Source organism: Bradyrhizobium sp. MI1.4 (assembly GCF_055811315.1).
Genome location: NZ_JBVVPP010000025.1, coordinates 1 through 22,311 on the forward strand (window position 1 = coordinate 1; position 22,311 = coordinate 22,311).

Below are 22,311 nucleotides of genomic sequence, written 5' to 3' on the forward strand. Positions count from 1 at the left end.
CGCTGCTGGCGCGCGCCGGCGAGGCGCTGGCGCTGGCGGCCGACGGCATCGAGGCCGCGCGCGCGGTCGCGGCCGGCGAAGATCCATTGGCATACCGAAATCGTATGGGTTGGTGCTCAAAATCGTATTGGACGGCGAGTTAACAAAACTGTCATCCTGGCTGTCAATGCTATCGGCCAACGGCGGCCCGCTTCGGAGCGATGTGACGATGAACGGCGATCCTTGCCTGCTATCCGCAACCGTGCTGCGCGGTCTCATCGCGACAAAGCAGATCTCGCCCGTCGAGCTCACCCGCGCGGTGCTCGCCCGCGCCGAAGCGCTCCAGCCCGAGCTGAACTGCTTCATCACGATCTGCGGCGACGAGGCGCTTGCCGCCGCGCGCGAAGCCGAGCGCAAGCTGATGGCGGGCGAGCCGCTCGGCCTGCTGCACGGCATCCCCGCAACCGTCAAGGACATCGTCAACACCAGGGGTGTCACGACCAGTTTCGGCGCCATTCCCTACAAGGATAATGTTCCGAACGAGGATGCCGTCGCGGTTGCAAGGCTGCGTGCGGAAGGCGCCATTCTGATCGGCAAGACCACGACGCCCGAATTCGGCAGCAAATGCCTGACCGACTCGCCGCTGTTCGGCCGCACCCGCAATGCGTGGAGCGCCGAGCGCTCGTCGGGCGGCTCCAGTGGCGGCGCGGCGGTGGCGGTGGCGAGCGGCATCGCGCCGCTTGCGATCGCAACCGATGGCGGCGGCTCGACGCGGATTCCCGCCGCTTGCAACGGCGTGGTCGGGCTGAAGCAGAGCAATGGCGTCATCCCGCATAGCCAGGCGCTGGACGTGTTCGGCAACCAGACCTATGTCACGCCGATGACGCGGTCCGTCCCCGACACCGCGCTGATGATGCAGGCGATGGCCGGCGAGGATTCTTGCGATCCCTGGTCGATCGGCGTTCCCGTGCCCGACTTCATCGGCACGGCCGCCCCGCGTGGCGATCTGCGTGGGCAGAAAATCCTGTATTGCCTGTCGCCACCCGGACGCCCGGTATCTGTCGACGTCGAGGCCGGCTTCAAGGCGAGCCTCGATCGACTCGCGGGCCTAGGTGCCGAGCTCGAAGAGTTTTCGGGCGAGGGGTTCGACATCGAGCCGATCTGGCGCGCCATCAATCACACGGTCTGGCGGACGCGCTTTGCAAAATTCGCGGCCGAGCATGGGGACGCGCTGAGCGAGGCCTTCCTCAGGCAGCTTGCGCTCGCCACCGACTTCAGCGGCGTTGCCTATCAGGAGGCGATGTTCGCGCGCACGGCGCTGTTCCGCCGGGTGCAGTCCCTGCTTGCGCATGGGCATCTGCTGGCGATGCCGACCCTCACCCGCACCGCCCTGCCGATCGATCAGGACCTGTTCGGCACCATCGAGATCGACGGCAAGCAGTTTGACAGCGTCCGGCCGCACTGGTTCCCCTGGACCATGCCGTTCAACATGACCGGACACCCCGCGCTCAGTCTGCCCTGCGGCTTCGGCCGCGACGGCCTGCCGATCGGCTTGCAACTCGTCGGCCGCTTCCGCGCTGATGCGGACTTGCTGCGCGTGAGCGCGCTGTTCGAGGCGTCGCATGACCTCCTGTCCCGCTGGCCCGGCTGAGGTGAGGCACATGCCGCAAGGGACTTGTTTGCAAAGCACTTGCCTCCGATGCCCGGACATGTTGATCGTGCTGCGGATGAGCCCTGAATCCGAGCGCGCATGAGCGTATTTGTCCTCCGACGTGTGCTGACCCTGCTGGCGACGCTGGTCGGCGCGTCCGTGATCATTTTCCTGGTGCTGGATGCGCTTCCGGGCAACGCCGCGCAGATGCTGATGGGCGCCGACGCCTCGCCAGATGCGGTCCGCGCGCTCACCGTCAAGCTCGGGCTCGACCAGCCGCTGGCGGTTCGCTATCTGCATTGGATCAAAGGGCTGCTCGTCGGCGATCTCGGCAACTCCTATGTCTACGGCACACCGGTCGCCAGCCTGATCGTGGAGCGGCTGGTGTTGACCATTCCGCTCGCGATGATGTCCATGCTGATCACGGTGACGCTGGCGCTCTCGGCCGGCATCTACACCGCCGCCAACCACAACAAGCTCGGCGACGTCGGCGTGATGTCGCTGACGCAGATCGGCATCGCGCTGCCGAATTTCTGGTTCGCAATCCTGCTGGTGCTACTGTTCTCGGTACGGCTGCAATGGCTCTCCGCGGGCGGCTTTCCCGGTTGGGAGGACGGCGTCTGGCTCGGCATCAAGTCGCTGCTGCTGCCGGCGGTGTCGCTTGCGGTCGTGCAGGCCGCGATCCTCGCACGCGTCACGCGCTCGGCTGTGCTGGAAGTGCTGCGCGAAGACTTCGTCCGCACGGCGCGCGCGAAGGGCCTCGGCAAGCGCGAGGTACTGTGGAGTCATGTGCTGCGCAACGCCATGATCCCTGTGATGACGGTCATGGGCCTGCAATTCGCCAATCTGCTCGCCGGCACCATCGTGATCGAGAACGTGTTCTATCTGCCGGGGCTCGGCCGCCTGATCTTTCAGTCGATCGCCAACCGCGACCTCATCGTGGTGCGCAACTGCGTGATGCTGCTCGCGACCATGGTGGTCATCGTCAATTTCGTGGTCGACGTGCTCTATGCCTTCGTCGATCCCCGCATCAAGGTCCACGATCTGTGAGCGCGCCGTTGACCACCCTCGTCGACGCGCCGGCCGTAGCGCGCCCTCTGCCGGCCCGGACCTTCTGGCGCCGCGCGCTGCGTCATCGCAGCTTCGTGCTCGGCGGCGCGCTGAGCCTGCTGGTTCTCGCCTCGGCGCTGCTGTCGCTGGTGTGGACGCCCTGGTCGCCCTATGAGATCGACATCGCGTCAAAGCTCCGGCCGCCCTCGGCCGCGCACTGGCTCGGCACCGACGTCTTCGGCCGCGACATCGTTTCGCTGCTGCTCGCCGGCGCCCGCTCCACCATCATGGTCGGCATCATCGCGGTCAGCATCGGCCTCACCTTCGGCGTCTGTCTCGGCCTCATCGCGTCGGCCAGGCGCGGCTGGACCGAAGAGATCATCATGCGCTTCTCCGATTTCACCTTCGCCTTTCCGGCCGTGCTCTCGGCGATCATGCTCGCCGCGGTCGTGGGGCCCGGCATGGTGACCTCGATCGTCGCCATCGGCATCTTCCAGATCCCGACGCTGATCCGGCTGACGCGCGGCTCGGCCAACGCGATCTGGGCGCGCGAATTCGTGCTGGCCGCGCGCGCCGCGGGGAAAGGGCGCTTTCGCATCACCATCGAGCACGTGCTGCCCAACATCATGTCGATTCTGATCGTACAGGCGACGATCCAGTTTGCGCTCGCGATCCTTGCCGAAGCCGCCTTGTCGTATCTCGGTCTCGGCACGCAGCCGCCGCAGCCGTCCTGGGGACGGATGCTGAACGACGCGCAGTCGCTGCTGTTCCAGTCGCCGATGCTCGCCGTCTACCCGGGTGCTGCGATTGCAATCGCGGTGCTCGGCCTCAATCTGCTCGGCGACGGACTGCGCGATCTGCTCGACCCTCGACTGGCGCGGGAGCGATGATGATGAGCGAGCGCTCGTCCATGCCGTTGATCGAGGTTGTCAATCTCGGCGTGCGCCTCAACACCAGCCGCGGGCCGGCGCAGGCCGTGCGCGGCGTCAGCTTTGCGCTGAAGCGCGGCGAGACGCTCGGGCTCGTCGGCGAATCCGGCTGCGGCAAGTCGGTCACCGCGTTGTCGCTGATGGGGCTGCTGCCGGATAGCGCGTCCGTCACCGGCAGCATCAAGCTGGATGGCGGCGAACTCGCTGGTTTGTCGGACGCGGAATATTGTCGGCTGCGCGGCAATCGCATCAGCATGATCTTCCAGGAGCCGATGACTGCGCTCGATCCGATGCACACGATCGGCAACCAGGTCGCCGAGCCGCTGCGGCGTCACAGGAAATTTTCGGCATCGCAGGCGCGGCGAGAGGCGATCGCCTTGCTCGACCGCGTCGGGTTGCCTGATCCGGCCAGGCGCGTCGACGCTTATCCGCACCAGTTTTCCGGCGGCCAGCGTCAGCGCGTCACGATCGCGATGGCGCTCGCCTGCGAGCCCGACCTTCTGATCGCGGACGAGCCGACCACGGCGCTCGACGTCACCATCCAGGGCCAGATCCTCGACCTCATCGCCGATCTCATCGAGGAGCGCGGCATGTCGATGATCCTGATCTCGCACGATCTCGGCGTCATCGCCGAGAACGTGCAGCGCATGATGGTGATGTACGGCGGCACGATCATCGAGAGCGGACCGACCGACGAGGTGTTCCGCCGGATGGGCCATCCCTACACGCAGGGCCTGTTCCGCGCCCGACCGAAACTCGGCGCACGCAAGGGGACGCGGCTGACGACGATATCGGGCACGGTGCCGGAGCTCGCCGATCTGCCTTCCGGTTGCACCTTCGCCGATCGGTGTCCGCTCGTGATCGAGCAGTGCCGGGCTGCGCTTCCAGCAATGGTGGACGTCGGACCGGGCCATTTCGTGCGCTGCATCCGGACGGACGTGTCGATGGCCGAACGCGTCGGAGCGCTGACCGTATGAGCACGGCGCCTCTTCTCGACGTGAAGGATCTCGAGCAGCGCTACACGTTGCCGCGCGAAAGCGTGTTCCGCCCGCCCGGGCAGGTGCGCGCGCTCAACGGTGTCAGCGTGCGGGTCGACGCCGGCAAGAGCCTCGGCATCGTCGGCGAATCCGGCTCCGGCAAGTCGACATTCGCGCGGGTGGTGATGGCGCTGGAGCGGCCGACATCGGGGCAGGTCGCGCTGCTCGGCCGCGACCTCAACCGCATCTCCGCGGACGAGTTGCGCCGCGCCCGCCGCGATTTCCAGATGGTGTTCCAGGATCCCTACGGATCGCTCGACCCGCGCCAGACCATCGCGCGCATCGTCGCCGAACCGCTCACCGTGCTGGAGGGGATTGATCGCACGACGCTACGTGCCCGCGTCTCCGCAGTGCTACGGCAGGTGGGTCTGCGCGATGCCGACATGGACAAATATCCACACGAGTTCTCCGGCGGCCAGCGCCAGCGCATCGCCATTGCGCGCGCGCTGATCACCCAGCCGAAGCTGATCGTCGCCGACGAGCCGGTCTCCGCGCTCGACGTTTCCGTGCAGGCGCAAGTCTTGAACCTGATGCAGGACCTCCAGGAGCAGTTCGGCCTCAGTTACGTCCTGATCAGCCACGACCTGGCCGTCGTCGACTATCTCTGCGACGAGGTCGCGGTGATGTATCTGGGCCGGATCGTCGAACAGGGCAGGCCTGAGGATTTGTTCGAGCGTTGCGCCCATCCCTATACGCGAGCGCTGCTGGAGGCCGTGCCGCGGCTGCGCGCCGGCGGAGGCCGGCGGCGGCGCGGAGCCCAGGCGATCGCCTCGCAATCGGCGGCCGCGACCGGCTGCCCCTATGTCTCGCGGTGCGCGCTAGCCGACCAGCATTGCCGCGAGGTTCTGCCTGAGCTACGCAAGGTGGGCGAGACGCATCTGGCCGCTTGCCACAAGGCGGAAGCCGTGATGGCGTTGCCGCAATTGCCCGTGGAAGGTTAGCGTCCGCGGCAGGATTGGCGTAGGCTTGAGACAAGACAAGGCCGGGGAGTTACGCATGTTCAGGAAACTATCGATCGTCGCATTCGCCGCCGCACTTGCCGCTGCTCCGTTGCCGGTGCTGGCTCAGAGCAAGAAGGACAGCGTCGTCATGGCGATGGCGCTGGAACCGCCGGGGCTCGATCCCACCAACGCCGCCGCCGCCGCGATCGCCGAGGTCACGCTCTACAACATCTATGAGACCCTGACCAAGATCAACGAGGACGGCACCACCTCGCCCCTGCTGGCGGAGAGCTGGACTGCATCGCCCGATCTGAAGACCTATACGTTCAAGCTGCGCAAGGGCGTCAAGTTCCACAACGGCGAGCCGTTCGACTCCGCAGCCGTGAAGTTCTCGTTCGAGCGCAACGCGGTCCCCACCAGCACCAACAAGGACAAGAGCCTGTTCCAGAGCTTCGAGAAGGTCGATGCGCCCGACGCCGACACGGTCGTGATCAGCCTGAAAAATTCCGAGCCGAACCTGCCGTTCCTGCTGGGGCAGGCGAGCGGCTCGATCGTCGAGCCGAAGAGCGCTGCCACCAATATCACGCAGCCGGTCGGGACCGGGCCCTATCAGCTGGGCGCCTGGGCCAAGGGCTCCTCGATGACCCTGACCAAATGGGCTGACTATCGCAACGCCGCCGCGATCAAGCTCGCGAAGGTGACGATCCGCTTCATCTCCGATCCGTCCGCACAGACGGCGGCGCTGCTGTCGGGCGACGTCGACGCGTTTCCCCGGGTGTCGGCCCAGCGCACCATCGCGCAGTTCAAGGCGGATCCGCGCTTCAACGTTATGGTCGGCGGCTCCAGGGCCAAGACCATCGTCGGTATCAACCATCGCAAAAAGCCGCTCGACGATGTTCGCGTGCGCCGTGCCATCCTCGCCGCGATCGATCGCAAGGCGATGATCGACGGTGCGGTCGACGGTTTCGGCACGCCGATCGGAAGCTTCTACGTGCCGGGCGCGCTCGGCTATGTCGACACGACAGGCATCAACCCCTACGATCCCGAGAAGGCCAAGAAGCTGCTAGCCGAAGCCGGCGTTACCACCCCGCTCGAGCTGTCGTTGAAGCTGCCGCCGCCGTCCTATGCGCGCCAGGGCGGCGAGGTCCTCGCGGCCCAGCTTGCCAAGGTCGGCATCATCGCCAAGATCGAGAACGTCGAATGGGCGCAATGGCTGTCGCAGGTGTTCGCCGGCAATGGTCCGCATAATTTCGACCTCACCATCGTCAGCCATGTCGAGCCGTTCGATCTCGTCAAGATCACCGAGCCGGACTACTATCTCGGCTACAACAACGACGCCTTCAACGCGCTCTACAAGCAGATCGTGTCGACGCCGGATGAAGCCGCCCGTGCCAAGCTTCTCGGCGACGCCCAGCGCATGCTGGCCACCGATGCAGTCTCGGGCTATTTGTACCAGCCGCAGCTGATCACCATCACCAACAAGAAGCTGAAGGGCGTCTGGAAGGACGTACCCCAATACGAGAACGATTTCTCGACATGGGCGTGGGAGTAGGGCGCGCATGTCGATTGCGCGATGTCGGTGACGATCTCTCCCAACGGAAGAGATCGTCACGAGACCCGGTCCAAACAAAAAACCTGAAGAACAACCCCATGCACAGTAGCCGAGGGTAGTGATTTCAATGACTTGCGCGCGACGCGATTGATGAGTTGCGCGTCGCGCGATGCCGTTGACGCGTCGGGCAAAACACTGGCATGATGGCATCATCGAAGAAGGCCGCGCCCGCTTGGTTTGATTGGGTCGCTCGATGCTCCCCCGACTTTGAACGTTCGGAACCCTCATGCGTTAGCTCGGCGCAGGATGGCCGCAGGCCGTGCGATCCGGCGCGAGGGTATGCGGAGTTCGGTTCTTGCTCAAACTATACAGGTGGCCATCCGACGACTGGCAGAAGATCGGCGCGGAGATGCCCTCCGAGATCATCTGGGCTGATCTATTGGACGCAACCGCGGAGGAAAAGCAGTTCGTCGAACGATTGCTCGGGATACGCGTTCCGTCCGAGGATTCGCTCAGCGAGATCGAAGCGTCGAGCCGCCTGATCCTCGACAACGGCACGCTCTATCTCAGCTCGCCGGCGGTCCGGCTCAACGAGAACGACGAGGCCGAGATCACGCCGGTGGGATTCGTCATCGGACCGCACGTGCTGGTGACGGTGCGTTTCGCGCAGCTGCCGATCTTCGAGGACATCGGCAAGCGCATCGGTTCCGATGACAGCCTGGAGAACGGCATGTGCGTGTTCACCAGCCTGATCGAGGCCATGGTCGACCGCGGCGCCGATGTCCTTGAGCATCTCGGCGCGAAGGTCGACAGGCTCTCGCGGGACGTCTTCAAGGGCGGGCTCGTTCGCAGCAAGCGGCCGGTCCGCTCCAGCCGGCGGATGCGCGAGGCGCTGGAAAACATCGGCGAGTTGGCGGATCGGCTCGCCAAGGCGCGCGATGTCCTGCTTGGTGTTGGCCGCATCGCTTCATTCGCCGGCGATGTCGGGGGTGAATGGATCACCGCCGCGTCGAAGAAGCGGCTCGAAGCCGTCTCCAAGGATGTCGCTTCGCTCGGCGATTACGAGACGCGATTGTCGGACAAGATCCAGCTTCTGCTCGATGCCGTGCTCGGCTTCATCAACATCCAGCAGAACGAGCTGTTCAAGATCTTGACGATCGTCTCGGTCGTCGGCGTGCCGCCCACGATTCTGGTCGGCATCTGGGGCATGAACTTCAAGCACATGCCGGAGCTGGACTGGACCTTCGGCTATCCGCTGGCGTGGCTCGCCATCATTGCCAGCGGCGTGCTGCCGCTGATCTGGTTCAAGCGGCGCGGCTGGTTCGAATGAAGCCGCGGCGCACCGTTCGAAATCGATGCGCCGCTTCTTCTGTCAGGCGACTTCGGCGGCGAATTTGCCGATCCAGTCGCGGGCAAGCGTCACGTCGGCCTGCGATAATTGATGGCCCGCCGGCAGGACCTTGTGACCGACCTGCGCGCCCGCTTCGGAAAGCAGTGATGCGAGCCGGGCCGAATTGCTCGCCGGCACGATCGGATCAGCCTGCCCGGACAACAGCAGGATCGGCTTGCCTGCGAGGTTGACCTTGGGCGGATCCGACAGCGGCACCATGGCGCGGAGCAGGATCGCACCAGCAAGCGCGTCCGGCTTCAGCAACAACAGCGCGGCTGCGATGTTGGCGCCGTTGGAGAAGCCGACCGCGACCGGCGCGGCGAGGCCATATCGCTGCCGCGCTTCCGCAACGAAGTCGCCGAGCTCAAGGGCGCGGCGGCGCACGTCGTCCTCGTCGAACACGCCCTCAGTGAGGCGGCGGAAGAAGCGCGGCATGCCGTGTTCGAGCACGCGGCCGCGCGGCGATAGCAGGGCCGAGCCGGGCGAGATCATCTTGCCGAGCCCGAGCAGGTCGTTCTCGTCGCCGCCGGTGCCGTGCAGCAGCAGGAGAGGAGGAGAGCCCGCGTCACGCGCGGGCTCGAAACGATGGATGAATGAACTCTCGGTCACGACACCCTCTCTTCCAGGTTCGGCAACACGCCCTCGATCTGCTTGCGCTGTGCTTCGAGGAAGCTCGGCAGCTTCAGGTCGTGTCCCAGCGTTGCCACGGGCTCGTCGACGGCGAAGCCTGGGATGTCGGTCGCGATCTCGAACAGCACGCCGCCGGGCTCGCGGAAGTAGATCGAGCGGAAGTAGTTGCGGTCGCGCTGTTCGGTCGGGTGCAGGCCGTGATTGCTCACGAGCCTTTGCGCCATCTTGCCCTGCTCGGCGTCATCGGCCGCGCGGAAGGCGATGTGATGCACGGAGCCGCCACCTTGGTGTCCGCGCAGGAAGCCCTTGGCTTCGTAGATGTCGACGACGCTGCCTTCGGCATCGCCCGGTGCCTTGAAGCGGATCACCGAGCCTTCGCGCGCCGTCCCCTTGAAGCCGAACACGTCGGTGAGGACGGCAGCCGTTTTTGCCGCGCTGTCGAGCAGCAAGGTCACGCCATGGAAGCCGCGGATCGCATGCTCGGCCGGCACCTCGCCATTGCTCCAGCCGGGCTCGCTCTCGGCGCCGGGGATACCGACGAGCGCGAGCGCCATGCCATCAGGGTCTGTGAACGGCAGCACGGACTCGCCAAAACGCTTCTCCAGCGCCTCATAAGCGATGCCCTTCTCGACGAAGCGTTGCGTCCAATAGCCGAGCGAGCTTTGCGGCACGCGGAAGGCGGTCTGGTGCGTCTCGCCGACGCCGCGGCGCCCGGCCGGCACGCCGGCCCAAGGAAAGAACGTCAGGATGGTGCCGGGGCGGCCGGTCTCGTCGCCATAATAGAAGTGATAGGTGCCGGGATCGTCGAAATTGACCGTCTTCTTGACGAAGCGCAGACCGAGATCACGGGTGTAAAAGCCGAAATTCCTGATGGGGTCGCCCGCGATCGCGGTCACATGGTGCAGTCCAGACATTGTCGGTCCTCCAAAGCTCGGGGAGCGGTCTTGCTCTGCAGGGAAATATCGTTCCGCTTTGGATTGGAGACAATCCATGCAAATATGACGGCTATGTCTACGATTTGGAAACAATCGCCGGCGCCAGCCCGTGGATAAGGTCGCCAGCCTGCGAGCCTTCGTAAAGGTGGTCGAAAGCGGCAGTTTTGCCGAGGCGGGCCGGCAGTTGCGGCTGTCACGCTCGGCGATCAGCAAATACATCGCCGACCTCGAAGAAAGCCTCGGCGTGCAGCTCCTGAACCGGACCACGCGCCATGCGAGCCCGACCGAGAACGGCCAGCGCTATTTCGAGCGCGCGGTCGTGATCCTGTCGGAGATCGAGGCGGCCGACCAGGCCGTGGCGCAAGCGCAATCGGCGCCGCGCGGCCTGTTGCGCGTCAACGCGCCGATGTCGTTCGGCACCCTGCGGCTCGGGCCGGTGCTTGCCGATTTCATGGCGCGATATCCGGAGCTGCAGCTCCAGCTCGTGCTCAGCGACGACCTGCTCGATCCCGTGCAGGACGGTTTTGACGTGACCTTGCGCATCGCGGAATTGGAATCGTCGAGTTTGATCGCGCGAAAGATCATCCCGGTGGCGCGCATGATCTGCGCTTCGCCCGATTATCTGGCGCGTCACGGCACCCCAAAACATCCGCAGGATCTGCGCGAACATGTCTCGCTGACCTACGGCTTCCTGCTCACTGGCAATCAGTGGAAGCTCACGGGAGCGGGCGGCGACCACTGGATCCAGCCGGCCTGGTCGCTCTGCGTCAACAATGCCGAGGTGCTGCGCGATGTCGCGATCAAGGGCAGGGGGCTCGCGCTGCTCCCGGAGTTCATCGCCGCCGACGCCTTGAGGACAGGCGAGCTGCGGACGGTGCTGGACAAGTATTCTGCGCCGCCGCTTGCGCTCTATGCGGTCTATCCGCCGACCCGACATCTGTCGGTGAAAGTGCGGCTGTTCATTGATTTCCTGGTCGAGCGCTTTGGCCGGGAGGGCGAGGCGTCAACCCGATCAAAATGACCCGCGCGGAAGGGCTGAGCCGAGATATGTCGGCTCCGCGCGGCTCGCTGCTCTATTTTTTGGTATCGAGGAATTGGCGTAACGCCTTCACGGTCACCGCCGGTTGCTCTTCCATCAGCCAATGACCGGCGTCCGGAATGACCAATTCGGTGACGTCAGTCGCGGCGTTTCGCATCACGACCGCCTCTGTCGCACCGAAGGATTTTTCGCCCCCGACAGCCAGCACGGGAATGGTCAACTTGGTCGCGATCGCCTTCTTGTTGTCCTCGGCGTCGGTTCGGATCGACCTGAACTGGGCGAACGCAGCACGCATGGCGCCCGGCCGCGCATAGAGCGCTGCGTAATGACGGCGTGTTGCGTCCGCGATCCTGGAAGGCGTCCCCGCGAAGTCATTCCAGAAGCGGTCGAGGTAGATGCGCTCGCGGCCCTTGACCAGCCGCTCCATGTCCGGGCCTCCGAGATCAAAATGCCAAAGCTGCGGGCTGCGAACCACCTCGTCCCATGGCGGCACCCCAGGCACTGGGGCATCCATCACGATCAGCTTCTCGGCCAGGTCGCGATAACGGGCCGCGTAGGCATAGGCCACCATGGTTCCGATGTCGTGGCCGACGACGACGGCCTTTTCGATGCCGAGCGCTGCGAGAACGGCCCGCATGTCGGCAGCCTGGGTCCATTTGTCGTAGCCATTGTCGGGCTTGCTCGAGAGGCCCATACCGCGAAGATCGGGCACGACAACGGTGTGGTCGCGCGCGATATCAGCGGCGAGCTTGACCCACATGTCGCCGGTATCACCAAAACCGTGGATCAGGATCACGACAGGCCCCTGACCGCCGACGCGAACATGAATCTGCGTGCCGTTGGCCGCGATGGTTTTGGTCTTGAAGCCGGACGGAAACTGTTCGACCTCGGCGCGCGCGGCAGGGGCGAGCAGCATGAGAAGAATGGCGAGACATCTTGCGCGCACCGGCGCCTCCGATCATCTTGTATCTCAGTCCAGTGACTGAACGCTGTTAGGCCGGCCGGAGCAGATCGTCCAGCGCGCTCATCGAGGCCTCTCGAAGCGCGGCGAGTTCGCGGGCGGCTCTCTCGCATTCGGGCCGGGACATCGTGACTGCCGCCAGCTCGACCTCACGGCAGAATTCGAAAAGGCGGACGAGGCCGAGCGCACTCGCGCCGCTGCCGAGCTGGTGCGCGCAGCGCGCGAGCTGCGCGGGATCGTCAGTCGCCGCAGCCTTGGCAATCTCCTCGACCAGCTTTTCGCTCGTCAGTTCCAGCAGGTCGTGGAGTTTTGCGATCTGCGCCGCGCCCAGCAGCTCCTTCTGGTCATCAAGGAAATGCCGGTCGATCAATGCGCCTGCGGCGAGTTGCGGCGCGGCCGGCTGGTTCTGGGCATCGTCCTCGATCGCCTCGCGCAGCGCATTGATCAGGATCGGCTTGCTGACGATCCTGGCAATGCCTGCCCCCGCGAGCCGCTCGCGGGCGCGGCCCGACATGTCCGCGGTTACCGCGATGATGCGCGGCATGGTCGGCAGACCGAGCTTGCGGATCCGCGATGCCGCCTCGACGCCGTCCATGTCGGGCATGTGCAGATCCATCAGGATGATGTCGAACGCCTGATCGCGGGGGAGCGCGACGGCCGACGCGCCGTTCGTGGCGATGGTGGCGTGGTGGCCGAGCCTCTTCAACATCGCTTCACCGACCTCGCAATTGACGGGGTCGTCGTCGACCAGCAGCACGCGAAGCTGCCGTGATGGCGGCTGAACCGCGCCTTGCGCGATGTCGGTGGTGGCGAGGCCAAGCGGTACCTCAAGCATGAAGGAGCTGCCCGTACCCGGCGTGCTCGCCACCGTCAGCTCGCCGCGCATCAGGCGGGTGAGGCGCCGCGCGATCGCCAGTCCAAGGCCGGTGCCGCCGAACCGCCGCGCGATACTGTCGTCAGCCTGGACGAAATCCTCGAAAATCCGCTCGTGCATGTCGGGCGCGATGCCGATGCCGGTATCGCGCACGGTGATGCGCAGCAGGACATGATCGTCATGTCTCTCGGCGGCCGCGCTCAAGCCGATGCCGCCGCGCGGGGTGAACTTGATCGCGTTGCCGATCAGATTGAGCAGGATGCGATTGAGCCGCACCGGATCGCCGTGCACGGAGGTATTGACCGTCGCATCGCAGGCGAGATCGAAAGTCAGGCCCTTGTCAGAGGCCTGCGGACGCATCAGATCGGCGGCCGTCTCGATGAGCTGGTCGAGGCGGAAATCGCGGGTCTCCAGAGTCTCGGCGCTGGCCTCCAGGCGCGCATATTCGAGGATGCCGTCGACCAGCGCGATCAGCGTTTCGCCCGACGCGGCCGCGGTCGTGAGGTGGCGCCGCTGCGCTTCGCCGAGACTGCCGTCGTCGAGCAGTTGCAGCACGCCCATGACGCCGTTCAGCGGCGTGCGCAGCTCGTGGCTGACGACCGCGAGAAAGCGCGATTTGGTCTCGTTGGCCGCGACCGCCGCGCTGCGCGCACGCTCGGCGGCATCGTGCTCGGCAAGGGCCTGGTCGCGGGTCTTTTCCAGTTCGGAGGTGCGCTCGATCACCTTGCGCTCGAGCGTCGCATAGGATTCGCGCAAGTGAGCGGCCATCCGGTTGAATTGATCGCCGAGCGCCTCCAGCTCGTCGCCGGTCTTGATCGCGAGCCGCAGGCTGAGGTCGCCGCTGCCGATCCGCCGCGCGCCCTGCGTCAGGATCTGGATCGGCACGGTCATGCGCCGGCTCAGAAAGAGAGAGACCAGCACCGCACATGCCAGCAGGATGACCAGGAGAAAAGTCGAGCGCCCGATCGACGCATAGATCGGCGCATAGGCCTCGGTGAGCGGCAGCTCGACGAACACCAGCCAGCCCAACGAGGGGACCGTCGCATAGGTCGACAGCACGCGTTGACCGGACAGATCCTCCTTGACCAGGCCGCCGGAGGGCGGCCCGATGCCATCGAGCGCGGCTCGGACGTCGGGATGGCCGGAGAGATCGCTGCGGCGCAGCGCCCGCCACAAATCGGGATGCGCGATCAGGATACCCATGCGATCGACCACATAGGCCTTGCCGGTGTTGCCGACCCTGATTCCGGCGACGAGGTCCCAGATGAAGCGAAGATTGACCTCGGCGACAATCACATCCGGCGCCAGGCCCGTTCCGCGCGTGGCGAGTGTCATGAACGGCTCGGTGTCGCCGAGGAAGTAGACCGGCCCGTAATATGCGCGGCTTTCGTTGGCGCCGCGGAAGGCCTGCGAGGCGGAGAGGTCGGTCTTGCTGCCGATCCTGTCCGCGACACGGCGCGACACGCGCACCTGCTCGCGGCCTTGGGCGTCGAGCTCGGCGATGTCCGCAATCGCAGGCGAGAGGCGCAGGAGGCGGATGGCGTTCAGGCGCTGGTCCTCGTTCGTGGACAGCTCGGGGGGCAGGCGCGAGAGCCATCTGATCTGGTTTTCGATCTGGCCAATGAACTGGCCGATCTGGACGGCGGCGCTTGCTGCCTGCTCGCGCTGGGTCGCCGCCAGGAGTTGCTTCTGCTCGCGATAGGAGAACCAGACGTCGAAGCCGGTGTTGATGGCGAGCGCGGCGAAAGCGAGCGCGACGATCGAGTAGAGGTATTTGCGGAACAGCCGGCCGGGAGGTGGCCGCAAATCTCCCTGGTCGATCGTCTCGTTCACTCGCGGATCTCGTCGGCGCGCGCGAGCAGTGTGAATGGTATCGTCAAATCCAGCGTGCGAGCGACCGTGCGGTTGATCAGGAGCTCGTATTTTCGCGGCGATTGCACCGGCAGATCTCCGGCCTTGGTACCGCGCAGGATGAGATCGACATAGTCGGCCGAGCGCACTTCGAGCGTCGGCCCGTAGCTCATCAGCCCGCCCGCATCCATGAAATAATAGAACGGGTAAATCGCAGGGACGCGATATTTGGCCGCCGCCGCCACCGCCGCCTGCCGGTGGACCACCAGGAAGCTGTCGACCAGCGCAATCATTGCCGCCTTGGGGGGAGCGGAAAAGGGCCTGACGGCTTCGTCGATCTCCGTTGGCGCGCTGACGGGGGCGGGGATCACGGACACGCCGGCCAGTGCTGCCTCTTGCTCGATGGAATCGAGGAAGAAACGGCCGCCGCGAGGAGTGGTCGCCGGGTTGTACAGGATACCGACGCGCGCAAGATCCGGCACGGCCTCCCGGATGAGCTGAAGCCATTTGCCGCCCATCTCGGCGGTGCTGTTGGTGAAGCCGGTCACGTTGCCGCCGGGATGAGCAAGGCTTTCGACGAAGCCGTTGCCGACGGGATCGTTGGCGGTCGCGAACACGATCGGGATGGTTTTTGTGGCTTCCAGGACGGCCGCGGTTTCGACCGTCGAGCCGGTCAGGATCACATCCGGCTTGAGCGCCAGCAATTCCTGAACCGCGGTCTTCAGCCGATCCGGCGCGCCGAAGGTCGATCGGAGCTCGAGGCGGAAATTGACGCCTTCGACCCAGCCTCGCTGCCTCAAGCCCACGATGAGGCCACCCAGGCGGGAGGTCGGGCTGTCGATCATGCTCCTTCTGGTCAGCTCGTCGTCGAGCGGCAACGCCGTCAGCGATCCCACGACCCGCACGCGATCAGATGTTGCGCCGAGCGCCAGCCACCCCGCGGCGGTCGTGCTGGCAAGGCGAATGAACCCGCGGCGATCGACCGCGAGAGCGGAAGGCCGTTCGGTCATGACATTCTTTGCATGGTGGCTAGCCCCAGGCGCATGCTTAGCGCGAACGGCCGGCATCCACAATTGACGAAAAAATGCGCTTGTGACTGCTCATTCGCAGCGTTTGGCAGTCCGATACCGTATTCCTACGTCGGCAGTCGCTCGCAACACGGAAGATGGATATCCGGCGTGGCCTGATTAACGCTGCAGCGTGAATTCCTCTGCCCCCCGCCGCTGCTCCCACTTCGCCTGTTCCAGCTCGGGCCGGTCGCATTCGACTTCCGGATAGCCGATACAGAGATAGGCGATGAATTTCCAGGTGTCGGGCACGTCGAGAATGGCGTGGATGCGATTCGGATGGAGGATCGATACCCAGCCAAGCCCGATGCCCTCGGCGCGCGCGGCCAGCCACATCGCGGTGATCGCCGCAACCACGGAATATTCCGTCGTCTCCGGCATCGTCGCGCGGCCGAGGCCGTGACCGGTGTCGCTGGCCTTGTCCGCGAACACGGCGAGGTGGCCGGGGGCCTGTTCGAGACCCGACAGTTTCAGCGTGGCATAGCGTGCTGCGCGCTCACCGGCATAGGAATTCAGCGCGTCCGCGTTGCACGCTTTGAAGTCGTCGATCACGGCGCGACGCCGTGCGGCCTCATCGACGATGACGAAGCGCCAGGGCTGGCTGAGGCCGACCGAGGGTGAGAGACAGGCCGTCTCGATCAGGCGATCGATGGCGCCGTCCGGCAACGGATCGGCGCGAAAGCGGCGCACGTCGCGGCGCCACACGAACAGCTCGCGCAAGTGCTGGCGGAAGGTGTCGTCGAATTCGACCATTGCGTCACCCTCCGATCTGGAAAGCTGCGGCAACCAGCAGGATCAGAATCTCGCCGGTCTGCTCGAACGCGCCGAGGATGTCGCCGGTCTGCCCGCCGATCTGGCGGATGGCAAGTCGCGCCAGCATCAGGCCGGAGAGAGCGAGCAGGATCAGGCTCACCAGCGCCTTGCCCGGCCCAAGCGCGAGCACGAGCGCGAGGATTCCAACAGCGAATGCGATCGCAACGCTGCGGCCCGGCGGTGATCCCGCACTCGCCGACAGGCCGTCAGGTCGCGCAGGCGCGACCTGACACATGAAGGCCGGCAAGCCCGCGCGGGCCGCAGTGTGCGCAGCGCACAGTGCGAGCGCGACGACCCACGGATTGGCGATCGTCGCGAGCGCGCTCCAGCGCAGGCCGAACGACAGGATCAGCGCGCAGACGCCATAGGTGCCGATCCGGCTGTCGCGCATGATCTCGAGCTTGCGCTCGCGGGTGCGGCCGCCGCCGAGCCCGTCGGCGGTATCGGCAAGGCCGTCCTCGTGCAGCGCGCCGGTGACGAGGGCGGTCGCGGCCAGCGCGAGCAGGGCGGCAAGGTTCGGCGACAGACCCAACAGGCTCGCGACCTTGTAGACCAAGGCGCCGGCAAGGCCGACCAGCAGTCCCGCGACTGGAAGAGCCCAGGTCGCGCGTGCGACGGCGCCGTCAGCTGCGGGCTTCGACAATGCGACGGGGAGGATTGTCACGAACGATGCCGCCATCCTGAGATCGGCGATGACGTCTCGCAAAAATTGGTCGCGCGGCATCATTTCAGTTTCATCGGCAGGCCGGCGACGACGAACTCGGCCTCGTCCGCAACGGCCGCGATGGCCTGGTTCATGAAGCCGGCGGCGTCGCGGAAGCTCCGCGCCAGCGCATTGTCGGGGACGATGCCGAGGCCGACTTCGTTGGTGACGAAGACGACGGGGCTCTTCTGGCCGCGCAGGAAGAGGGCGAGCTTCATGACTTCGTGATCCCAGTTGCGCTGCGCAAGCATCATGTTGGAGAGCCACAGGGTCAGGCAGTCCACCAGTCTAGGCCCGCCGCCATCGGTCTCGATCAGCGCCTGCAGAAGATCGAGCGGTACCTCCCGCTCGATCCAATCGGTTGAGCGGCGTCTGCGATGCTTTTCGATGCGTGCTTCCATTTCCGCGTCGAGCGCCTCGGCCGTCGCGATGTAGACGGGTCGGCCCGGAAAGCTGCGTGCGCGTTTTTCCGCATGGGCGCTCTTGCCCGATCGCGCTCCGCCCGTGATCAAGATGACGGCCATAAAAATCTCCTGTGGGTCTGACTAATCACCAAACGCGGCCAAAAACAAAGCCGAAATCCGCCAGCCGGGGGCTTGCGCTCCGGCCGTCGTTTGCGCAACAGGGGCGGGACAGGAGGCGGGTGTGGGTTTTGCGGGTGCGATGGCGGTGGCGATGGTGGTGGATGCCCTGTTGGGCTGGCCGTTGTGGTTGTTCGCGCGGATCGGCCATCCCGTCACCTGGCTGGGCGGGCTGATCTCTGCCATCGACACCTCGTGGAATCGACCGTCCGATCCGCCGGCATTTCGCCGCGCCGCGGGTCTTGCCGGAGCACTCGTCGTGATCGCGCTCGCTGTCGCGCTCGGCTGGGTGCTGCAGTCTCTGCTTCCCTTGGGATTGATCCAGCTCGTGCTGGTCGGGGTTCTGGCCTGGCCGCTGATCGCCTTGCGCTCGTTGCACGACCACGTTGCTGCCGTCGCAAATCCCATGCGGGCCGGTGATATCGCCGCCGCACGCGAGGCGGTCTCGCGCATCGTCGGCCGCGATCCCGCCGCGCTTGACGAGGCCGGGATCGCGCGCGCTGCGATCGAGAGCCTCGCCGAGAATGCGTCCGACGGCATCGTCGCACCGGTGTTCTGGGGCGCGCTGTTCGGTCTGCCCGGCATTTTGGGCTACAAGGCGATCAACACGCTGGACTCCATGATCGGCCATCGCTCTGAACGCCACGAAGCCTTCGGCTGGGCCGCGGCGCGCATCGACGATGTCGCCAATTTCATTCCGGCGCGGCTGACCGGACTTCTGTTCGTGCTGCTGGCGCCACGGCGATCAGAGGCGCTGTCGTGCATGACGCGGGATGCACGCCGTCACCGTTCGCCCAATGCCGGCTGGCCGGAAGCGGCCATGGCGGGCGCGCTTAGTGTGCGGCTCAGCGGTCCGCGGATCTATCACGGCAGCATCACGAACGAGCCATGGCTGAATGAAGCTGCGCGCGATCCGCTTGCCGCCGACATCGATCGAGGTTTGACGGTTTACCGCCGCACCATGCTGCTGCTCGCCGGCATCCTTGCGATCCTGGCCTTCGCGTGAAAGAACAGCGCATGCGCGAGCACGGTGGAAATCTCGATCAGGCCCAGCAGCGCTTCGGCGGTCGCGCGGAGGACTGGATCGATCTGTCGACCGGTATCAACCGCCTGCCTTATCCCGTGGGCGAGGTGAGTTCGCGCGCGTGGAGCGCGTTGCCGTCGCGCGCCGAGATCGAGGCGCTGCATCAGGCGGCGCGGCACGCTTACCGCACGAGCGCGGCGGTTGTCGCGCTCGGCGGCGCACAGGCGGCGATTCAACTGCTGCCGCAACTTGCGCCACCCGGCCGCGCGCGCATCCTCGCCCCGACCTACAACGAATATGCCGGGGTCCTCTCGGCCGCCGGCTGGGAGGTCCAGGAGGTCGGGGACTTCGACGCATTGGCGGGCGCGGACCTCGCCATAGTCGTCAATCCCAACAATCCCGACGGCCGATGCCACCCACCAAGGGATTTGCTGACGCTGCTGCCGCGCGTCGGTCGTCTCGTCGTCGACGAGAGTTTCGCCGATGTAGCCCCGCAGCTATCGCTTGCATCCGGGGACCGGCCGGGGCTGCTGATCCTGCGCTCCTTCGGAAAGTTCTATGGCCTTGCCGGCCTGCGGCTAGGCTTCGCGCTCGGCAATTCGTCCGACATCGCCAGGGTCGCGGCGATATCGGGACCTTGGCCGGTCTCGGGAGCGGCGATCGCGATCGGCTGCCGCGCTCTGCGTGACGATGCCTGGGCCGAGGCCACGTCCGCGCGGCTCGCGCGAGACTGCGTTCGCCTCGACGGCATGGTGCAGTCGCAAGGCTGGACGCTCGTTGGCGGGACGCAGCTGTTTCGTCTCTACGAGACGCCTGACGCGCCTGCCGCGCAGGAGAAGCTGGCGCGTCGCCATATCTGGTCTCGCGTGTTCGCGCGAGAGCCGACATGGCTGCGCCTCGGGCTTCCGGGCAGCGAATCCGAATGGACCCGCCTGGCCGACACTCTAGCGCGCTAGAGCGAGCAGGCCGTCGACATCGAGATGGGCTTCGATGTGATCGGCGAGCGCATCGAGCGCGCTCTCGACCCTTGCGTGATAGGGCTCGTCGCCGGCGGGAATGTCGAGCTTCGCCAAAAAGGCCTTGCGGAAATCATCCGACGTGAACAGGCCGTGCAGATAGCTGCCCTGCACGCGTCCGTCGCGCGAGATCGCGCCTTCCGGTTCGCCATTCAGCCTTGCGAATGGCCGCGCGCGATCCGGCCCATCAGTGCGGCCGATGTGGATTTCATAAGCCTCGATCGGCTGATTGGTGGCGGCATGCAGCGCCGCGACGCGTGTCAACGTCTTCTCCGAGCTCATCACCGTTTCCACATCCAGAAGTCCGAGACCCGGTGTGTCGCCGGCGGGGCCCTCGATCCCCTCGGGATCAGCGACGCTGCGTCCGAGCATCTGATAGCCGCCGCAGAGGCCGAGCACATGGCCGCCTCTGCGGTAATGCGCCAGGAGATCGATGTCCCAGCCCTGCGCGCGCAGAAAGGCGAGGTCGCCACGAGTGGATTTCGAGCCGGGAATGATGACGAGGCGCACGTCGCCGGGAATGGCCTCGCCCGGCCGCACCATCACGAGATCGACGCCAGGCTCGAGCTTGAGCGGATCGAGATCGTCGAAATTGGCGATTCGCGACAGCGCGAGACAGGCGATCTTGCATTGGCCCGGTTTGCGCGCATCGCTCAGGCCCAGCGCATCCTCGGCCGGCAGCTCGCCGGCGCGCGCGAACCAGGGCAGCACGCCGAGGCCGCGCCATGCGGTCTTTTCTTCGATTAGTCTGTAGCCGTCGTCGAACAATGTGGGATCGCCGCGGAACTTGTTGATGACAAATCCCTGGATCATCGCGGCATCGTCCGGGTCGATCACCGTCTTGATGCCGACGAGTTGCGCGATGACACCGCCGCGGTTGATGTCGCCAACCAGCACGACCGGCACGTCGGCCTTGCGCGCAAAACCCATATTGGCGATGTCGGCCTTGCGCAGGTTCACTTCGGCCGGACTGCCGGCACCCTCCACCAGAACGAGATCGGCGCGCGCCTTCAGCCGCTCGAAGCTCTCCAGCACGGCGCCCATCAATGACGGTTTCATCGCCGCATATTCACGCGCACGCGCGGTCGCGATGCGTTTTCCTTGCACGATCACCTGCGCGCCGACATCGGTCTCGGGCTTGAGCAGCACCGGGTTCATGTCGGTGTGCGGCTCGACGCCGGCGGCGAGCGCCTGGAGTGCCTGGGCGCGGCCGATCTCGCCGCCGTCAACGGTGACGGCTGCATTGTTCGACATGTTCTGCGGCTTGAACGGGACCACGCGCAGGCCGCGTCGCACAAAGGCGCGTGCGAGGCCGGCAACGATGAGCGACTTGCCCACGTCCGAGCCGGCTCCCTGGATCATCAATGCGCGCGCCATCGCGAGTTTCTTAGAACTCGACGCCGGCTTGCGCCTTGATGCCCGAGCGGAAGGGATGCTTGACCAGCGTCATCTCGGTGACGAGATCGGCGATCTCGATCAGCTCGTCCTTGGCGTTGCGGCCGGTGAGCACGACATGCGTCATCGGCGGCTTCTGCGTCGTGAGGAATTCGACGACCTCCGCGATGTCAAGATAGTCGTAGCGCAGCGCGATGTTGATCTCGTCGAGCACGACCATGCGGAGATTCTGGTCGAGGATCAGCTCCTTGGCCTTCTCCCAGCCGGCGCGCGCGGCGGCGATGTCGCGGGCGCGGTCCTGCGTCTCCCAGGTAAAACCCTCGCCCATGGCGTGGAATTGGCATAGGTCGCCGAAATGGCCGGTCAGCATGCGGCGCTCGCCGGTGTCCCAGGCGCCCTTGATGAACTGCACGACCGCGCAGGGGAAGCCATGGGCGACGCAGCGGACGATCATGCCGAAGGCCGAAGAGGACTTGCCCTTGCCGGCCCCGGTGTGGACGATGATCAGGCCCTTTTCGCCGCTCTTGGTCGCCATGATCTTGTCGCGGGCGACCTTCTTCTTCGCCATTTTCGAGGCGTGGCGGGCGTCGGTTTCGTCGGCCGTCTGGGTATCCGGTTCGGGCGTCATCGGACGGGGTCCTTCGGCTTGACAAGAGGCGGTCGGGGGCAAATGGTGGCCCGGCGTTGGTTCCTGTCCTACGACAGGCGAAGAGGGAATGCGATAGGGTCCGAATCGGCAAGATTTGGTTCCAAAATGCAGCCGCCCCCGCGACCGTGACCGGAGAGATGCCCGAAGCCACTGATCCCCTGGGGATCGGGAAGGCGGGGATCGAAGGGGAAACCCTGCTCCGCAAGCCGGGAGACCTGCCAACGCGGACGATTTTGGACCGGCG

General features: G+C 65.6%; 20 protein-coding genes and 1 riboswitch. Of the genes, 10 read left to right on the forward strand and 10 right to left on the reverse strand.

All coding sequences use genetic code 11. The features are described 5' to 3' along the window. The first annotated feature begins 208 nt into the window (after positions 1–208). The 7 genes from AC0L23_RS24225 (at position 209) to AC0L23_RS24255 (ending at position 8,469) form a co-directional block, all read left to right on the forward strand. A complete protein-coding gene (locus tag AC0L23_RS24225; protein ID WP_026233627.1) occupies positions 209–1,630 on the forward strand; it encodes an amidase in 1,422 nt (473 codons plus the stop codon). A 99-nt stretch (positions 1,631–1,729) separates the two neighbouring features. Further along, a complete protein-coding gene (locus AC0L23_RS24230; RefSeq protein ID WP_026233628.1) occupies positions 1,730–2,680 on the forward strand; it encodes an ABC transporter permease in 951 nt (316 codons plus the stop codon). Continuing rightward, the gene (locus AC0L23_RS24235) at positions 2,677–3,570 is read left to right on the forward strand and encodes an ABC transporter permease (protein WP_018458640.1); all 894 of its coding nucleotides are present in this window, start codon (positions 2,677–2,679) and stop codon (positions 3,568–3,570) included. Before AC0L23_RS24230 ends, AC0L23_RS24235 begins: the two co-directional genes overlap by 4 nt. Before the next feature lie 2 nt (positions 3,571–3,572). Further along, positions 3,573–4,586 (forward strand): ABC transporter ATP-binding protein, encoded by a 1,014-nt coding sequence (locus AC0L23_RS24240; RefSeq protein WP_473357453.1) that lies wholly within the window; start codon positions 3,573–3,575, stop codon positions 4,584–4,586. Then, on the forward strand, positions 4,583–5,587 hold the full coding sequence (locus AC0L23_RS24245; protein WP_473357454.1) for an ABC transporter ATP-binding protein: 1,005 nt from the start codon (positions 4,583–4,585) through the stop codon (positions 5,585–5,587). The genes AC0L23_RS24240 and AC0L23_RS24245 overlap by 4 nt, the downstream gene beginning before the upstream one ends. A gap of 55 nt (positions 5,588–5,642) precedes the next feature. Next, positions 5,643–7,139: an ABC transporter substrate-binding protein gene (locus AC0L23_RS24250; protein WP_247394413.1), complete on the forward strand. Its 1,497-nt coding sequence runs from the start codon at positions 5,643–5,645 to the stop codon at positions 7,137–7,139. Positions 7,140–7,494: 355 nt separating this feature from the next. Further along, positions 7,495–8,469: a magnesium transporter CorA family protein gene (locus AC0L23_RS24255; protein WP_085352356.1), complete on the forward strand. Its 975-nt coding sequence runs from the start codon at positions 7,495–7,497 to the stop codon at positions 8,467–8,469. Between the two features lie 42 nt (positions 8,470–8,511). On the opposite strand, the gene AC0L23_RS24260 is transcribed toward AC0L23_RS24255, so the two are convergent. After that, the gene (locus AC0L23_RS24260) at positions 8,512–9,138 is read right to left on the reverse strand and encodes an alpha/beta hydrolase (RefSeq protein WP_247393837.1); all 627 of its coding nucleotides are present in this window, start codon (positions 9,136–9,138) and stop codon (positions 8,512–8,514) included. Beyond that, complete coding sequence (locus AC0L23_RS24265) at positions 9,135–10,073, reverse strand: ring-cleaving dioxygenase (protein WP_247455606.1); 939 nt, start codon at positions 10,071–10,073, stop codon at positions 9,135–9,137. Before AC0L23_RS24265 ends, AC0L23_RS24260 begins: the two co-directional genes overlap by 4 nt. Positions 10,074–10,203: 130 nt before the next feature. Between AC0L23_RS24265 and AC0L23_RS24270 the strand changes: the two genes are divergently transcribed. Beyond that, complete coding sequence (locus tag AC0L23_RS24270; RefSeq protein WP_018458647.1) at positions 10,204–11,115, forward strand: LysR family transcriptional regulator; 912 nt, start codon at positions 10,204–10,206, stop codon at positions 11,113–11,115. A 52-nt stretch (positions 11,116–11,167) separates the two neighbouring features. Here the strand turns inward: AC0L23_RS24270 and AC0L23_RS24275 are convergent, their stop codons facing one another. The 6 genes from AC0L23_RS24275 to cobU all read right to left on the reverse strand — a co-directional run bounded on the left by AC0L23_RS24275 (position 11,168) and on the right by cobU (position 17,926). Beyond that, complete coding sequence (locus tag AC0L23_RS24275) at positions 11,168–12,049, reverse strand: alpha/beta fold hydrolase (protein ID WP_018458648.1); 882 nt, start codon at positions 12,047–12,049, stop codon at positions 11,168–11,170. Between the two features lie 76 nt (positions 12,050–12,125). Next, positions 12,126–14,801, reverse strand: a complete 2,676-nt coding sequence (locus AC0L23_RS24280; RefSeq protein WP_247370818.1) for a hybrid sensor histidine kinase/response regulator — start codon at positions 14,799–14,801, stop codon at positions 12,126–12,128. Next, entirely contained in the window at positions 14,798–15,829 is a 1,032-nt protein-coding gene (locus AC0L23_RS24285; protein ID WP_204510761.1) for an ABC transporter substrate-binding protein, read from the reverse strand. Before AC0L23_RS24285 ends, AC0L23_RS24280 begins: the two co-directional genes overlap by 4 nt. A 177-nt stretch (positions 15,830–16,006) precedes the next feature. Next, complete coding sequence (gene bluB, locus AC0L23_RS24290; protein ID WP_204510762.1) at positions 16,007–16,639, reverse strand: 5,6-dimethylbenzimidazole synthase; 633 nt, start codon at positions 16,637–16,639, stop codon at positions 16,007–16,009. A 4-nt stretch (positions 16,640–16,643) separates the two neighbouring features. Further along, the gene (gene cobS / locus AC0L23_RS24295) at positions 16,644–17,426 is read right to left on the reverse strand and encodes an adenosylcobinamide-GDP ribazoletransferase (protein WP_473357455.1); all 783 of its coding nucleotides are present in this window, start codon (positions 17,424–17,426) and stop codon (positions 16,644–16,646) included. Then, a complete protein-coding gene (gene cobU / locus AC0L23_RS24300) occupies positions 17,423–17,926 on the reverse strand; it encodes a bifunctional adenosylcobinamide kinase/adenosylcobinamide-phosphate guanylyltransferase (RefSeq protein ID WP_018458653.1) in 504 nt (167 codons plus the stop codon). The genes cobS and cobU overlap by 4 nt, the downstream gene beginning before the upstream one ends. Before the next feature lie 121 nt (positions 17,927–18,047). Here cobU and cbiB point away from each other — a divergent pair, with 121 nt between their 5' ends. Further along, positions 18,048–18,989 carry an adenosylcobinamide-phosphate synthase CbiB gene (cbiB, locus tag AC0L23_RS24305; protein WP_026233631.1) on the forward strand — a complete coding sequence of 314 codons (942 nt, stop codon included), beginning with the start codon at positions 18,048–18,050 and terminating at the stop codon, positions 18,987–18,989. Positions 18,990–19,000: 11 nt separating this feature from the next. Then, entirely contained in the window at positions 19,001–19,963 is a 963-nt protein-coding gene (gene cobD / locus AC0L23_RS24310) for a threonine-phosphate decarboxylase CobD (protein ID WP_446481939.1), read from the forward strand. Here cobD and AC0L23_RS24315 read toward each other — a convergent pair. Together AC0L23_RS24315 and cobO are read right to left on the reverse strand one after the other, a co-directional pair. Continuing rightward, the gene (locus AC0L23_RS24315) at positions 19,952–21,400 is read right to left on the reverse strand and encodes a cobyric acid synthase (protein WP_377827570.1); all 1,449 of its coding nucleotides are present in this window, start codon (positions 21,398–21,400) and stop codon (positions 19,952–19,954) included. The genes cobD and AC0L23_RS24315 overlap by 12 nt on opposite strands. Before the next feature lie 10 nt (positions 21,401–21,410). After that, the gene (cobO, locus tag AC0L23_RS24320) at positions 21,411–22,046 is read right to left on the reverse strand and encodes a cob(I)yrinic acid a,c-diamide adenosyltransferase (protein WP_247338640.1); all 636 of its coding nucleotides are present in this window, start codon (positions 22,044–22,046) and stop codon (positions 21,411–21,413) included. Positions 22,047–22,086: 40 nt separating this feature from the next. Further along, positions 22,087–22,304: riboswitch (cobalamin riboswitch) on the forward strand. Positions 22,305–22,311: the final 7 nt, after the last annotated feature.

What these genes read in the sequence shown, in the direction of transcription:
- AC0L23_RS24225 (WP_026233627.1), top strand. Translation starts at nt 209, where the DNA reads ATGAACGGCGATCCTTGCCTGCTATCCGCAACCGTGCTGCGCGGTCTC.
- AC0L23_RS24230 (WP_026233628.1), top strand. Translation starts at nt 1,730, where the DNA reads ATGAGCGTATTTGTCCTCCGACGTGTGCTGACCCTGCTGGCGACGCTG.
- AC0L23_RS24240 (WP_473357453.1), top strand. Translation starts at nt 3,573, where the DNA reads ATGAGCGAGCGCTCGTCCATGCCGTTGATCGAGGTTGTCAATCTCGGC.
- AC0L23_RS24245 (WP_473357454.1), top strand. Translation starts at nt 4,583, where the DNA reads ATGAGCACGGCGCCTCTTCTCGACGTGAAGGATCTCGAGCAGCGCTAC.
- AC0L23_RS24250 (WP_247394413.1), top strand. Translation starts at nt 5,643, where the DNA reads ATGTTCAGGAAACTATCGATCGTCGCATTCGCCGCCGCACTTGCCGCT.
- AC0L23_RS24265 (WP_247455606.1), bottom strand. Translation starts at nt 10,073, where the DNA reads ATGTCTGGACTGCACCATGTGACCGCGATCGCGGGCGACCCCATCAGG.
- AC0L23_RS24275 (WP_018458648.1), bottom strand. Translation starts at nt 12,049, where the DNA reads ATGCTGCTCGCCCCTGCCGCGCGCGCCGAGGTCGAACAGTTTCCGTCC.
- AC0L23_RS24285 (WP_204510761.1), bottom strand. Translation starts at nt 15,829, where the DNA reads ATGACCGAACGGCCTTCCGCTCTCGCGGTCGATCGCCGCGGGTTCATT.
- bluB (WP_204510762.1), bottom strand. Translation starts at nt 16,639, where the DNA reads ATGGTCGAATTCGACGACACCTTCCGCCAGCACTTGCGCGAGCTGTTC.
- cobS (WP_473357455.1), bottom strand. Translation starts at nt 17,426, where the DNA reads ATGATGCCGCGCGACCAATTTTTGCGAGACGTCATCGCCGATCTCAGG.
- cobU (WP_018458653.1), bottom strand. Translation starts at nt 17,926, where the DNA reads ATGGCCGTCATCTTGATCACGGGCGGAGCGCGATCGGGCAAGAGCGCC.
- cobD (WP_446481939.1), top strand. Translation starts at nt 19,001, where the DNA reads ATGCGCGAGCACGGTGGAAATCTCGATCAGGCCCAGCAGCGCTTCGGC.
- AC0L23_RS24315 (WP_377827570.1), bottom strand. Translation starts at nt 21,400, where the DNA reads ATGGCGCGCGCATTGATGATCCAGGGAGCCGGCTCGGACGTGGGCAAG.
- cobO (WP_247338640.1), bottom strand. Translation starts at nt 22,046, where the DNA reads ATGACGCCCGAACCGGATACCCAGACGGCCGACGAAACCGACGCCCGC.